The 13,827-nt window shown below is 60.8% G+C and carries 13 protein-coding genes and 1 riboswitch; of the genes, 8 read left to right on the forward strand and 5 right to left on the reverse strand.

The window, feature by feature from the left end; all coding sequences use genetic code 11:
* Positions 1 to 67 precede the first annotated feature (67 nt).
* From ftnA to BN1139_RS10230, 5 genes are all read left to right on the forward strand, one after another.
* Entirely contained in the window at positions 68 to 592 is a 525-nt protein-coding gene (ftnA, locus tag BN1139_RS10210) for a non-heme ferritin (protein WP_005339225.1), read from the forward strand.
* 149 nt (positions 593 to 741) lie between these two features.
* Positions 742 to 1,926: a BaiN/RdsA family NAD(P)/FAD-dependent oxidoreductase gene (locus BN1139_RS10215; RefSeq protein WP_005355716.1), complete on the forward strand. Its 1,185-nt coding sequence runs from the start codon at positions 742 to 744 to the stop codon at positions 1,924 to 1,926.
* An 81-nt stretch (positions 1,927 to 2,007) separates the two neighbouring features.
* A complete protein-coding gene (locus BN1139_RS10220) occupies positions 2,008 to 3,681 on the forward strand; it encodes a sensor histidine kinase (protein WP_005355712.1) in 1,674 nt (557 codons plus the stop codon).
* A gap of 46 nt (positions 3,682 to 3,727) precedes the next feature.
* Entirely contained in the window at positions 3,728 to 4,471 is a 744-nt protein-coding gene (locus tag BN1139_RS10225) for a LytR/AlgR family response regulator transcription factor (protein ID WP_005355708.1), read from the forward strand.
* Positions 4,472 to 4,580: 109 nt separating this feature from the next.
* Positions 4,581 to 5,771, forward strand: coding sequence for an L-lactate MFS transporter (locus BN1139_RS10230; RefSeq protein ID WP_005339218.1), 1,191 nt, complete (start codon positions 4,581 to 4,583; stop codon positions 5,769 to 5,771).
* A 73-nt stretch (positions 5,772 to 5,844) separates the two neighbouring features.
* Here the strand turns inward: BN1139_RS10230 and BN1139_RS10235 are convergent, their stop codons facing one another.
* The 4 genes from BN1139_RS10235 to BN1139_RS10250 all read right to left on the reverse strand — a co-directional run bounded on the left by BN1139_RS10235 (position 5,845) and on the right by BN1139_RS10250 (position 8,772).
* Positions 5,845 to 6,969 (reverse strand): 5-(carboxyamino)imidazole ribonucleotide synthase, encoded by a 1,125-nt coding sequence (locus tag BN1139_RS10235; RefSeq protein ID WP_013723350.1) that lies wholly within the window; start codon positions 6,967 to 6,969, stop codon positions 5,845 to 5,847.
* On the reverse strand, positions 6,966 to 7,475 hold the full coding sequence (gene purE, locus BN1139_RS10240; protein ID WP_005355702.1) for a 5-(carboxyamino)imidazole ribonucleotide mutase: 510 nt from the start codon (positions 7,473 to 7,475) through the stop codon (positions 6,966 to 6,968). The genes BN1139_RS10235 and purE overlap by 4 nt, the downstream gene beginning before the upstream one ends.
* A 63-nt stretch (positions 7,476 to 7,538) precedes the next feature.
* Complete coding sequence (locus BN1139_RS10245; RefSeq protein ID WP_005321666.1) at positions 7,539 to 7,841, reverse strand: P-II family nitrogen regulator; 303 nt, start codon at positions 7,839 to 7,841, stop codon at positions 7,539 to 7,541.
* A gap of 4 nt (positions 7,842 to 7,845) precedes the next feature.
* Positions 7,846 to 8,772, reverse strand: coding sequence for a sodium-dependent bicarbonate transport family permease (locus BN1139_RS10250; protein ID WP_005355699.1), 927 nt, complete (start codon positions 8,770 to 8,772; stop codon positions 7,846 to 7,848).
* 109 nt (positions 8,773 to 8,881) lie between these two features.
* On the opposite strand from BN1139_RS10250, the gene nhaR reads away from it, so the two are divergent.
* The 3 genes from nhaR (at position 8,882) to murI (ending at position 12,827) form a co-directional block, all read left to right on the forward strand.
* Positions 8,882 to 9,784 carry a transcriptional activator NhaR gene (gene nhaR / locus BN1139_RS10255; protein WP_005355696.1) on the forward strand — a complete coding sequence of 301 codons (903 nt, stop codon included), beginning with the start codon at positions 8,882 to 8,884 and terminating at the stop codon, positions 9,782 to 9,784.
* Between the two features lie 35 nt (positions 9,785 to 9,819).
* Positions 9,820 to 9,997, forward strand: a riboswitch (cobalamin riboswitch).
* A 52-nt stretch (positions 9,998 to 10,049) separates the two neighbouring features.
* Complete coding sequence (locus tag BN1139_RS10260) at positions 10,050 to 11,915, forward strand: TonB-dependent receptor domain-containing protein (protein WP_005355689.1); 1,866 nt, start codon at positions 10,050 to 10,052, stop codon at positions 11,913 to 11,915.
* Positions 11,916 to 12,023: 108 nt separating this feature from the next.
* A complete protein-coding gene (gene murI / locus BN1139_RS10265) occupies positions 12,024 to 12,827 on the forward strand; it encodes a glutamate racemase (protein ID WP_013723351.1) in 804 nt (267 codons plus the stop codon).
* 7 nt (positions 12,828 to 12,834) lie between these two features.
* Here the strand turns inward: murI and BN1139_RS10270 are convergent, their stop codons facing one another.
* Positions 12,835 to 13,326 (reverse strand): RNA recognition motif domain-containing protein, encoded by a 492-nt coding sequence (locus BN1139_RS10270; RefSeq protein ID WP_005339200.1) that lies wholly within the window; start codon positions 13,324 to 13,326, stop codon positions 12,835 to 12,837.
* Positions 13,327 to 13,827 lie beyond the last annotated feature (501 nt).

The following is a 13,827-nucleotide window of genomic DNA, read 5'->3' on the forward strand; positions in this document are numbered from 1 at the left end:
CGTTGGCGGGTTGATTCGCGGCGGGAGTGTGGCGACAATCGATACCAAATCACTGAGGAGAAACAAGATGCTGGCCCAAGCCATGATCGAGAAGTTGAACGAGCAGATTAACCTGGAGTTCTACTCCTCCAATCTCTATCTGCAGATGAGCGCCTGGTGCGAAGACAAGGGCTTTGAAGGGGCGGCGACCTTCCTGCGCCAGCACGCAGTCGAGGAGCGCCAGCACATGGAGCGTCTGTTCACCTATGTGAGCGAGACCGGCGCCATGCCAAAACTGGGTGCCATCGATGCCCCTCCCCACGAGTTCAAGTCGCTGGGCGATGTGTTCCGTACCACTCTGGAGCACGAGTATCACATCACCAAGTGCATCAATGGTCTGGCCCACGTGGCCTTCACTACCCAGGACTACTCCACCTTCAACTTCCTGCAGTGGTATGTGGCCGAGCAGCATGAAGAGGAGAAGCTGTTCAAGAGCATCGTCGACCGTCTGGGTCTGGTGGGTGAAGATGGCAAAGGCCTCTACTTCATCGACAAGGAGCTGGCCGAACTGGCCAAAGGCGCCCCGGCCAGCATCATGGACAGCAACGCCTGATAGTCGTGGACACTTAGTGTTCAGCCAGTACAATAACGGCCCTTTTAAGGGCCGTTGTTTATTCTGGTGGGCAGTCACCGTTGTGATGTCAGCCAGAGGCAATCTCGGTTCTGGCCAGGTGCCGTTTCTATTTTGATAAGTGAGTGATGATGAAGCAGGTCGATGTGGTGGTGATCGGGGCCGGTGCGGCCGGATTGATGTGTGCGGCGCAGGCGGGCTATCGGGGACGCTCCGTGCTGGTGCTCGACAACGCCAAGAAGCCGGGCCGCAAGATCCTCATCAGTGGCGGTGGCCGCTGCAACTTCACCAACCATCAGGCGGGCGCTCACGCCTACCTGTCGGAGAATCCCCACTTCAGCAAGTCGGCGCTGGCTCGCTACACCCAGCAGGATTTCATCGATCTGGTGGACCGCCACGGGGTCAACTATCACGAGCGCACCTTGGGGCAGCTGTTCTGTCTCGAGAGTGCCAAGGATATCGTCGATGTGCTGCTCACCGAGTGTGACTGGGCCGGGGTGACCCTGCAGTTCCAGACCGAGATCCTCACTGTCAGCAAGCAGGACGAGGGCTTTGTGTTGACGACCAGCAAGGGGGAGATCGGCTGTCACTCGCTGGTGGTGGCGACCGGCGGTCTCTCCATGCCCAAGCTGGGCGCGACCCCGTATGGCTTCAAGCTGGCGGAGCAGTTCGGTCTCAAGGTGCTGCCGACCCGCGCCGGTCTGGTGCCCTTCACCCTCCATCAGGCGGAGAAAGAGGCCTTCGCCGATCTGGCGGGCATCAGCCTGCCGGTAGCTGTGACCGCCGAGGATGGCACCCGCTTCAAGGAGGCGATGCTGTTCACCCACCGCGGCCTCTCCGGCCCCGTCATCCTGCAGATCTCCTCCTACTGGCACGCCGGCGAGAAGATCCACATCAACCTGTTGCCGGAGCTGGATATTCCGGCTGCCCTGCGTGAATGGGCGCAGGCTCACCCGGCGCAGGAGCTGAAAACCGTGCTGGGGCGCGAGCTGCCCAAGCGCTTCGTCGACAAGCTGGTGGAGCTGGGCCAGCTGGTCAGCAAGCCGATGCGCCAGTACAACGAGCGGGAGCTGGAAGCGGTGGCCAATCTGCTGGGTGACTGGCAGATCCTGCCCAACGGTACCGAGGGGTATCGCACCGCTGAAGTGACCCTTGGCGGCGTCGATACCAACGAGCTCTCCTCCAAGACCATGGAGGCGCGCAAGGTGCCCGGCCTCTACTTCATCGGCGAGGTGGTGGACGTGACCGGCTGGCTCGGTGGCTACAACTTCCAGTGGGCCTGGTCCTCCGGCTGGGTGGCTGGTCAGTACTGTTGATGTCACAGGGGCTGGTTTATCCGGCCCCGATTTATTGGTCAGGGTTATGGTGATCGGTCGGGTTGTCGCAAGGGGGCGCAGATGCTTGAGAATCAGATGATGTTGTTGGCGGTGTTCGAGCGGGCAGCGCTGATGCTGATGACCCTCTTTTTCCTGACCCGCACCCGGCCGTTCCAGCGGCTGTTCCAGAAGCGGGATCACACCCCGGCGGAGCTGGTGCTGGTGGCCTCCATCTTCGGCCTGTTTGCGGTGTTCAGTACCTACACCGGCATTCCGGTAGAGGGGGCGCTGATCAATGTGCGGATCATCGCCATCATCTCCGGCGGCATCCTGTTCGGCCCCTGGGTCGGCATTCCGGCCGGGGTCATCTCCGGTCTGCACCGCTATCTCATCGACATGGATGGTCACACTTCCATCCCTTGCCTCATCGCCAGCATTATTGCCGGCCTGCTCGCCACCTGGCTGCACCTGCGTTGCCGCAAGTCGCGGCTCTGGCTCTACGGCATTCTGGCGGGGATGCTCTGCGAAGGGCTGACCATGCTGCTGATCTGGCTGCTGACCGAGCCCCACGAAGTCGGGGTGGAGATCGTTAACCATATCGCCTATCCGATGATCGCCGGGGCGCTCTGCATCGGCCTCATCATCAAGCTGGTGCAGGATCTGGATGACGAGAAGGAGCTGATTGCCGCCAAGCAGGCCAAGCTGGCGCTCGATATCGCCAACAAGACGCTGCCTTTCTTCCAGAACATCGATCGCCACTCCCTCAGTCAGGTGTGCGATGTGATCCGGCGCGACATCAGCGCCGATGCGGTGGCCATCACAGATACCCATGACGTGCTGGCCTATGTCGGGGTGGGCAAGGACTATTACGAGCTGGATGAGCACCACGCCATCAGCGGCATGACCCAGCAGGCGGTGCTGCTCGACCAGATCATCATCAACAACGATCTGCGCCAGTATCACCTCTCCGATTTCCACTCGGTCATCATTATTCCGCTGCGGGAAAACGGCTCGGTGAGCGGCACCCTCAAGATCTACTACCGCCGCACCCACAGCATCACCAGCTCCCTGCGGGAGATGGCGGTGGGCCTCTCCCAGCTCATCTCCACCCAGATGGAGGTGTCGCGCATCGAGCAGTTGAAAGAGATGACCCGCAAGGCGGAGTTCACCGCATTGCAGAGCAAGATCAACCCGCACTTCCTGTTCAATGCCCTCAACGCCATCTCGTCGCTGATCCGCATCCGGCCCCAGCAGGCGCGCCAGCTCATTGCCAATCTGGCAGATTACCTGCGCTACAACCTCAACAAGGGTGACACCCTCATCGACATCAAGGAGGAGTTGCAGCAGGTGCGCGACTACGTGGCTATCGAGCAGGCCCGCTTTGGCGACAAGCTGGAGGTGGTGTTCGATGTGGATGACGTGCATATCGAGGTACCGAGCCTGCTGTTGCAGCCGCTGGTGGAAAACGCCATCCTGCACGGCATCCAGCCCCGCAGTGCGCCGGGCCGGGTCACCATCGAGGTGAAACAGCTGGCAGGTGGCATCCGGGTGGCGGTGCGGGACACCGGTTACGGCATCAGTCAGGAGGTGATCGATGGGGTGGCCGCCGGGCGGGTGGGGAGCCGCAGCATCGGCCTGATGAACGTGCATCAGCGGGTCAAGCTGCTCTATGGCGACGGCCTGCACCTCAAGCGGCTGGAGCCGGGTACCGAAGTGAGTTTCTATCTGCCGGATCAGGAGTCGATGCCATGCTGAGAGCCATCATGGTTGAGGATAAGTGTGTGCCGCGAGAGGTGTTGTCATGCTGAAAGCGATCATTGTGGAAGACGAGTATCTGGCTCGCGAAGAGCTGATCTATCTGGTGAATCAGCACAGCACCATCGAGATAGTGGCGAGCTTTGAGGATGGGCTGGAGGCGTTCAAATATCTGCAGGATCACGAGGTGGATGTGGTGTTTCTGGATATCCAGATCCCCTCCATCGACGGCCTGTTGCTGGCCAAGAACCTGCACAAGTCGAGCCATCCGCCCCACATCGTCTTCGTCACCGCCTACAAGGAATTTGCGGTGGAGGCGTTCGAGCTGGAGGCGTTCGACTACATCCTCAAGCCCTACAACGAGCCGCGCATCATCAATCTGCTGCAAAAGCTCGAGCATGCGGGCAAGTCGCAGCCAGCCACCACAGGGGAGGCGAGCGGCGAGGGGAGCAGCCCCCACAATCGCACCGTCAATCTGGTGAAGGGGGAGCGCATCATCGTCACCCCCTGCGAGCAGATCTACTACGCGGAAGCCGACGAGAAGCTCACCTATGTCTACACCCGTGATGATCGCTACGTGATGACCATGACCATCAGCGAGTTTGTCAGCCGGCTGCCTGCCGAGGGGTTCTTTCGCTGCCACCGCTCCTACTGCGTCAACATCAACAAGATCCGCGAAATCGTCCCCTGGTTTAACAGTACCTATCTCATCCGGCTCCATGACCTGCCGTTCGAGGTGCCGGTCAGTCGCAGCAACATCAAGGCGTTCCGTCAGCTGATGCGGCTCTGATTGTCATTCATTCCCGCCGATCTGCATTTCATGCCTTAATCGATCGGCGCGAACTGCGTCTTGCCTATAGTGGCCTCAATTTCCTTAAGGCCATCGACCGAGACGCATCATGACCATCGATCTGAACCGCACCCGGTACCTGACACTGATCGGTACCATCATCACCCAGTTCGCACTGGGTTCTGTCTACACCTGGAGCCTGTTCAACGCCCAGCTCTCCGACAAGCTGGACGAGCCGGTGAGTCAGGTCGCTTTCGCCTTCGGCCTGCTCAGCCTGTCGCTGGCGGTCGCCTCCTCCATGGCGGGCAAGCTGCAGGAGCGATTCGGGGTGCGCAACGTGACCCTGGGTGCCGGTGTGCTGCTCGGCATCGGTTTCTTCCTCACTGCCCATGCCAGCAATCTGGCGATGCTCTACCTCTGCGCGGGCATTCTGGTTGGTTTTGCCGACGGTACCGGCTATCTGATGACCCTCTCCAACTGCGTGAAGTGGTTCCCGGAGCGCAAGGGGCTCATCTCCGCCTGTTCCATCGGTGCCTATGGTCTCGGCAGTCTCGGTTTCAAATACATCAACCTGCTGCTGCTCTCCAGCTCCGGCCTTGAGACCACTTTCCAGCTGTGGGGGCTGATCGCCATGTCCATGGTGCTGGTGGGCGGCATGCTGATGAAGGATGCGCCCAAGCAGGCCGCCTCCGTGCAGCAGAGTGAGAGCCGTGACTTCACTCTGGCCGAGGCGATGCGCAAGCCGCAGTACTGGATGCTGGCGCTGATGTTCCTCACCGCCTGCATGAGCGGCCTCTACGTTATCGGCGTGGCCAAGGATATCGGCGAGAAGATGGTGGGTCTGCCTGCTGTAGTCGCCGCCAATGCCGTCGCCATCATCGCCATGGCCAACCTGGGGGGCCGTCTGGTGCTGGGTATCCTCTCTGACAAGATGTCCCGCATCCGGGTCATCACCATCGCCCAGCTGATTACCCTGGCGGGCATGGCGCTGCTGCTGTTCGTGCCGCTCAATGCCAATCTGTTCTTTGTGGCTGTCGCCTGTGTGGCATTCAGCTTCGGTGGCACCATCACCGTCTACCCCTCGCTGGTGAGCGACTTCTTCGGTCTCAACAACCTGACCAAGAACTATGGCGTCATCTATCTGGGCTTTGGTCTGGGCAGCATCATCGGCTCTATTGTGGCCTCCCTGTTTGGCGGCTTTATGGCGACCTTCCACCTGATCCTGGTGTTGCTGGTGGTGGCGCTGGTGCTCTCCCTCACCATTCGCCTGCCGGCACCGGTAGCGGTCGAGCGGGCCTGACACGCCTCCCTGCCATAGCAAGCAAAAACAGAGACCCGGGCCATGCCCGGGTCTTTGCATTTCCGATGCTCGGTCAGCGCGGCGCTAGCCCCAGCAGCTGGCGGGCCTGACGGCAGCTCTCCTCCACCGTTGACCAGTCGTCACCGGTCACCGTGATATGGCCCATCTTGCGGCCGGGGCGGGGTTCGCTCTTGCCGTAGAGGTGCAGATGCAGGCCGGGCAGCGCCAGCAGGGCGGCCCAGTCTGGCGTGCCGTTCTGCCAGAGATCCCCCAGCAGGTTGATTAACAGGGCGGGGCGCACGGCGATCTGCTCCGGCAGCGGCAGATCGCACAGGGCCCGCACCTGCAGCTCGAACTGGTTGCATGCGGCGTTGTCGAGGCTGGGGTGACCCGAGTTGTGGGGGCGGGGTGCCAGCTCGTTGACCAGTAATCGGCCTTCCACCAGAAAGAACTCTACCGTCAGCACCCCGACGTAATCGAGGGCTGCGATAATGTGTTCGGCGATCCCTTTGGCCTCGCTCTCCAGCGCCGGCACATTGGCCGGGGAGCGGGTCTGATCGAGGATGCCGCCGCTGTGCCAGTTCTGCACCAGTGGCAGGGCGCTGATGGCGCCGCTCGGGCTGCGGGCCAGGGTAAGGGCAAACTCCCCCTCCAGCGCCAGCCGTTGTTCCAGCACGCAGGGGACGCCACTGGCTGCCAGCGCCGTCGCCAGCTCATCCAGATTGTTCACTTGCCACTGCCCCTTGCCGTCGTACCCTTCGCGGGCGGTCTTGAGGATGGCGGGCAAGAGTTCGCTGGCCTGTGTGGGGATGGGCTCTTCCGGCAGTAGCGCCAGATAGGGGGCGACCCGGATGTTGGCTCCGCGCAGAAAGGCTTTCTCCTCGCGGCGATCCTGACAGATGCGCACCGCGCTGGCGGCTGGGCGCACCGGCTTTTGATTTTCGAGCAGCGCGAGGGTGGCGGCGGGCACGTTCTCGAACTCGTAGCTGATGGCCTCGCAGCGGCTGGCCAGCTCGTGCAGGGCGGTCGGGTCGTCATAGGGGGCGACAATATGGTGATCGGCGGCGGCACCGGCGATGCTGGCCGGGTCGGGATCCAGCACCACCACCTTGTAGCCGAGGCGGTGGGCGGCCATCACAAAGTAGCGGCCAAGCTGACCGCCGCCGAGCATGCCGAGTGTGGCGGGGGGCAGGATCATGTCGGCTCCTCCAGTTGCAGCGCCAGCACCCGATCTCGCTCGTGGGTGCGGAAGTCGTTGATCTGCTGCCGGTAGCGGGGGGCGTCGTCATCCCGGGCGACCGAGAGCAGGGAGACCGCGAACAGGGCGGCGTTGGCAGCCCCCGCCTCGCCGATGGCGAAGGTGGCGACCGGCACCCCCTTGGGCATCTGCACGATGGAGAGCAGGGAGTCCATCCCCTTGAGATGGCGAGAGGGGATGGGTACCCCCAGCACCGGCAATGTGGTCTTGGCGGCTACCATGCCCGGCAGGTGAGCGGCGCCACCGGCTCCGGCGATGATGGCGCGCAGTCCGCGCTCGCGGGCAGTGGCGGCATACTCGAACAGCAGATCCGGGGTGCGATGGGCCGAGACCACCTGCGCCTCGTAGGGTACGCCGTGCTCCTTGAGGATGCGGGCGGCGGCCTGCAGCACGGGCCAGTCGGAGTCGGAGCCCATTACCAGGCCGATCAGGGGAGGGGTGTTCATTTTCTCTGAATCCTTGATGTTAAACGTTTGCTTTTGGTGGGCAAAAAGAGCCGGCAAGCCGGCTCAGAATTTCTCGGGTCGCACGATTTCGACCGGTTGCAGAAAGGCGATCATTGCGTAATCGGGGTAGTAGCGACTCTGCAGGTGGGCCAGCAGCCGCTCCGCCTGCTCCCGGCTGCAGATCGCTTCCAGCCGGATGTTGCCGCTCTCGCTCCAGCTGGCGTTGCGCTCACCATGATCGCCACGACCGCGGGCATCTGTGATGGTGTAGCCGCGCAGCCCCTCGCGGGTGAGGGTGCGCAGCAGGGTAGGTTCCAGATTGGCTTCCGTGATGACGGTCAGCAGGGTGCGGGTCTCGGTCTGCATGTGGCTACTCCGTGAAGTGGCGGGCCCAGCTGTGGTAGAGCGGGATCCCCAGCATGATGTTGAACGGGAAGGTGACCCCCAGCACTGCGCTGAGGGACAGCCCCGGGTTGGCCTGAGGCACGGCGATGCGCATGGTGGCCGGCACGGCAATATAGGAGGCGCTGGCTGCCAGGGTAGCCAGCAGGGTCAGGCCGCCGAGAGAGAGGCCCATCAGCTGGCCAGCCGCCAAACCCAGTCCCGCCGAGGCGAGCGGCATCAACAGGGCGAAGCCGAGCAGGAACAGGCCGTGGCGGCGCAGATCCTGACACTGGCGGGCGACGATGAGGCCCATCTCCAGCAGGAACAGCGCCAGCGCTCCCTTGAACAGGTCGACAAACAGCGGCTTGAGCGGAGCAATTCCATCCGGCCCGGCCAGATAGCCGATGGCCATGCCGCCGAGCAGCAGAGTTACCCCTTTGCCGAGGAAGGTCTCGTGGGCCAGCATGCGCCAGCGGGTCTCGCGACTGATGCCGCGGGCGAGCACTATGCCCACCAGAATGGCGGGGATCTCCATCACCGCGAGGAAGATGGAGAGCTGGGATTCAAAGCTGATGCCCCGCTCGGTGAGCCAGTTCACCCCGACCGCAAAGGTGGCGACGCTGACCGAGCCATAGTGGGCGGCGGTGGCGGCGGCATCGACCCTGTTCATCTTGAGGCGCAGCACGGCAAAGCCGAGCAGGGTCTGCACCACGCCGAGCAGGATCACCAGCGCCAGTTGCGGCAGCAGAGGTTGCAGGGATTGCTGGGCCAGACCGACGCCGCCCTTGAGGCCGATGGCCAGCAGCAGAAAGAGAGAGAGGGTGTCGTAGAGGGCAGGAGGCATTTTGAGCTCGGAGCGCACCAGACCGGCCAGCAGACCAAACAGAAAGAAGAGTACAACAACGTCCAGCATGATGGTTCGCAGGGCAGTTCAGATAATGGTTGCATGCTAGAGCCCGCAATGTTTCGATAAAATCAGATTCTCGCTGATGGTTGTTCGGTAAAAACTGATAGGGAACGGCATGCTCAACTACAAACAGCTCTACTACTTCTGGCATGTGGCACGCAGCGGCAGCGTGACGCAGGCCGCCGAACAGCTGCATCTCACGCCGCAGACCATCAGCGGTCAGGTTGCAGAGCTGGAGCAGTCCCTCGGGGTGGCGCTGTTCAACCGGGTGGGGCGGCGTCTGGTGCTGACCGCTGCCGGACGGCAGGCGCAGGAGCAGGCGGGGGCGATTTTCTCGCTCGGCGCCGAGCTGGAGCACACCCTGCGCCACGCCAGTCAGGAGTTGACCATGCAGGTGGGGATCGCCGATTCGGTACCCCGTACTCTGGCGTTCGAGCTGCTGGCCCCCGCCATGGCGCTGGCAACGCCGCTGCGGCTGGTGTGTCACGAGGAGCGGGCCGAGCAGCTGTTCAGTGAACTGGCCCGCCACAAGCTGGATATGGTGCTGATCGATCGCCCGCTTCCCCCCGACAGTGGCGTGCGCGGCTACAACCACGAGTTGGGGCGCAGCCCGCTGGCACTGTTTGCCAGCCCCGAGCTGGCGGCGCGGGCGCGGGACGGCTTTCCCGCCTCGCTGGAGGGGTTGCCGTTGCTTATTCCCGGAGAGAAGTCGGCCACCCACGATCGGCTGCTGGAGTGGTATCGCCAGCAGGGCATTCATCCCCATCTGGTGGGGCAGTTTGATGACTCCACCCTGATGAAGTCGTTCGGCAAGGCGGGGATGGGGATCTTCCCGGCGCCGCTGGCGATGGCTGACGAGATTGGTCGCCTCTACGGGGTGGAGCGGATTGCGACCCTCACTGACGTCACACTCTCTTACTATCTGGTCTCGGCAGGGCGCCATCTTTCCCATCCCGGGGTGCAGGCGGTGATGGAGGGGGCCCAACAGAGGCTGGCGGTGCTGGCTGGCAATAAATAGAAATCTGGATGGCTATACATCCAGCTTTGCTCTGCCTATAATCCTCCCGCTTTGGCGCATCATGCTTAATAGGGAATCCGGTGAGAATCCGGAGCTGGCGCGCAGCGGTAAGGGGGAACGAAGCGACATCAGGGCACTGCCGTCAGGCGGGAAGCCGTCGCCGTAGGCTATCAGCCCCCGAGCCCGAAGACCTGCCAGAGTTCGTATTTCGGGCCGAGAGAAACCGGCCACGAAGTAGATACTTACGCGAACTTAAGGATCTCTCATGTCGAAGAAATTTCTGGCGGCTGCCCTGTTGCCGACGGCGGCGTTTGCCCAGCAGCTGACCATTCCCGTCAATCCCACCATGGTGGTGACCGCTACCCGCGTCGCCCAACCTGCCTCCAGCGTGCTTGCCCCGGTCAATGTGGTGACCCGGGACGAGATCGATCGCCTGCAAGCCCAGACCGTGACCGATGTGGTCAAGACCCTGCCCGGTGTGGAAGTGGTCAGCAATGGTGGCCGAGGCCAGCTCAGCTCGCTGCGGGTGCGTGGTGGCACCTCTTCCCAGACGCTGGTGCTGGTGGATGGGGTGCGCAGTGCCTCCCTGACCGCCGGGATGACCGAACTGAACAATCTGCCACTCAATCAGGTCGAGCGGATCGAGTATATCCGCGGCCCGCGCGCCACCATCTACGGCTCCGACGCCATCGGCGGGGTGATCAACATCATTACCCGTCCCGACAAGGGGACAAATCAGCACAAGTTCAATATCGGTGCTGGTTCCCATCAACAGCGTCAGGCCGCTTTCAGTAGTGCCAGCCAGGTAGGTGAGGCGGGTCAGCTCAAGGTGGCTGGCGGTTTTGATGATGAAGAGGGTTACAACGTACATCCCTTGCCCGGCATCAACGATGGTGACCGTCACGGGCATCAGGGCTACAACGCCATGCTGGACTACCAGCAGGCGCTCGGCAGCAATTGGGATCTGTTCGGTACAACCCGCTGGTTCCGCAATGTCGCCCAGTACGACCGCTCTTCTGCGGCTTCCGCCTGGGGGCCTGCCACCCATCAGCGCAACGAGACCTGGACTGAAAACCAGAGCTATCAGCTGGGGTCACGCTATCACGATGATCGCTATCTGAGTGAGTTGCGTGGCGCCTTCTCCAAACAGGATGCGTACGACTATCAGGACAACAGTGGCCGCGATCAGGCCAATACCCGGACCTACACCCGCCAGTACAGCCTGAACTGGGTCAACAGCTTGAAATTGAACGAGAGCTGGACGCTGGGAGGCGGGGCCGATTGGCAGAGTGATCGACTGGATGATCGCTCCCGCTCCTCCGGCTCCACGTATCCGGTCGACGCCAAAGAGCGCGACAACACCGGCCTCTATGCCCTGGCCCAGTTTGACAACCAGATATGGCAGGGTGAGCTGAGCGGCCGTAGCGATGACAACGAACAGTATGGCCGCCACAATACCTGGCAGACCGGTGCTGGCTGGCGCTTTGCGGAGGATTACCGCCTGAGTGCCCGTTACGGTACCGGTTTCCGCGCCCCGACCTTTAACGATCTCTACTATCCGGGTTCTGGCAATCTCAACCTGAAGCCGGAAGAATCGAAGAGCAGCGAGCTGATGCTTGACGGTCAAACTGCGGGTGTCGAGTGGCGCATGACCGGTTATCGCAATGATTTCGAGCAGATGATCCAGTGGGCCCCTAATGGTAATGGTGGGTCATCACCACAAAACGTTGGCAAGGCTCGGATTGAAGGGGTCGAGCTGGAAGGGGAATTTGATACCGGCTGGTTGAGTCATCGGGTCTCTGCCGAGTACAAGGATCCCAAAGACAAGGTGACCGATAAACAGTTGCAGCTGATCTCCCGCAAAGGGGCCAAGTGGATTACGCAGGCGCAGTGGCAGCAGTTTGACGGCTCGTTGAGCTGGATCTATCAGGGGGAGCGCTATGGCAATGTGGCCAATACCACCGAACTAGGTGGTTACAGCCTCTGGAATCTGGCCGTTGGCTACAAGGTGACGCCGGCACTCAAGGTATCGGGCAAGATCAACAACCTGCTGGATAAGGAGTATCAGACGGCGGTGGGTTACCCTGCCGATGAGCGCGCTTACTACGTGACAATGGATTACTCACTCTAAGCCGGACCCGGCCAAGCGGAAAAATCAGGGGCCCTGCCATTGGCAGGGCCTTTTCTATTGGCGGCAGGCGGGAGTATGATCGCCGCCTTGCACCAAAGGGGAGTTCAAGTGGCCAATATTCTCGTGTTTGATTCCGGTATGGGTGGCCTGACCATCTACCGCGAGATCCGTCGCGTTCTGCCGGCACACAACTATTTCTACTGCTTCGACAATGCCAACTTCCCCTATGGTGAATTGAGCGAGCCCGCCCTGATTGCTGCCTGCACCCGATTGGTTACCACCATGGTGGCCCGTCATCAGATCGATCTGGTGGTGATTGCCTGCAACACGGCTAGCACCATAGCGCTGCCGGCCTTGCGTGAGGCGCTGGATATTCCCGTGGTGGGGGTGGTGCCAGCCATCAAGCCCGCCGCAGCCCAGACTCGCAACGGTTGTATCGGTCTGCTGGCCACTCCAGGCACCGTCAGCCGCGACTATACCCACGAACTGATCGCCCAGTTTGCTCCCAGCAAGCGGGTGCTGCTCAAGGGCACCACCGAGCTGGTTATAGAAGCCGAACACAAGCTGTCGGGCCTGCCGGTCAATATGGCGCTGCTGCGCGAGGTATTGGCCGACTGGCTGGAAGGGGAAGAGAAGCCGGATACGCTGGTGCTCGGTTGCACTCACTTCCCGCTACTCAATGAAGAGATTGGGCAACTGATGCCGCAATGCATGCTTATTGACTCGGGCAGTGCTGTTGCCAAACGGGTGGCCTGGTTGCTGAACAATGGCGGGCATGCCGCCGTGCAGTCTGTACATATAGAAGAGGTGATTGCCAGGGCTTACTGTACCCGGCTGGATGGGGAGGCTCAAAAACTGACAGCCCCCTTGCAAGCATGGGGGCTGTCATCACTGGAAGAGGTGAAGTACTGACGAGCGGTTAGGCGTCAGTTTCGCTACCTTCTCTTTCCTCTTTATCACGTTTGTCATTCGCTTCACGCACCTTGAGGGTGCGCTGCTGATACTCTTTGTCATTCAAAGCGGCAATCGCCTTGGCGGCATCGGCGGCGGGCATCTCCACGAAACCGAAACCTCTGCGCTTGCCGGTTGCCTTGTCCTTCATCAATCGCACGGAAATGACCTGGCCCTGTTCGGCAAACAATTCGCGCACTGCAATCTCATTGGCGCGATAGGGCAGGTTGCCTACATATAAGGTGCAAGTCTCCTGATTGGCGATCGACTCGGCAACATTAGCCGGGGTTCGCTTCAGGAACAGCGGTACCACGAAACCGCCGATGGCCAGACCTGCTGCAAAAATCACTTCCGCTTTCAAAGAGAACTGCAGGGCCTGGGCAACCAGGTAGCCAACCACTGCCAATACCAGAGCAAGGATTGCGGCCTGCATATATACGGGAAACTTGGATAAATTCATCTTAAAAGACCTTTTGTAAATGAAAGCAAAAAAGGTGCAACACTATATTCACCTCCATGGTAACCAGCTTTCCTGATTGGCGCTACCATGGACCACTCGGGAGAGGTTATCGGCTCCAGTATGGCATTCCCAAGGTCACTGAAGGCGACATAAATGACGCTAAAATGGGAGTGAAATAACCGGATTGTGGATAACATTGTATATATACACTGAATAAGCTGTTTCTAATTGAATAATTTGAAATTTTCGTGATTATCTTCAAAAAAAGTCTTGTCATCGCAGCGCGGCTCCCTATAATGCGCCCCTACCAGCACGGCGGAACACGCCGAACTGATGAGCCAGCTTCCTAGCGAAGTGGGCGCCGAAAGAAAAGCGAAAACAATCGCTTGACTTTCGAAGTGAGAAGCGTAATATGCGCCTCCTCAACGCGACAAGCGTGACGCTCTTTAACAATTTGAATCAAGCAATCTGTGTGGGCACTCACAGCATCGAACATCAAAA

The organism is Aeromonas veronii bv. veronii (assembly GCF_000820225.1).
In the GTDB taxonomy this organism is placed as follows: Bacteria; Pseudomonadota; Gammaproteobacteria; order Enterobacterales; family Aeromonadaceae; genus Aeromonas; species Aeromonas veronii.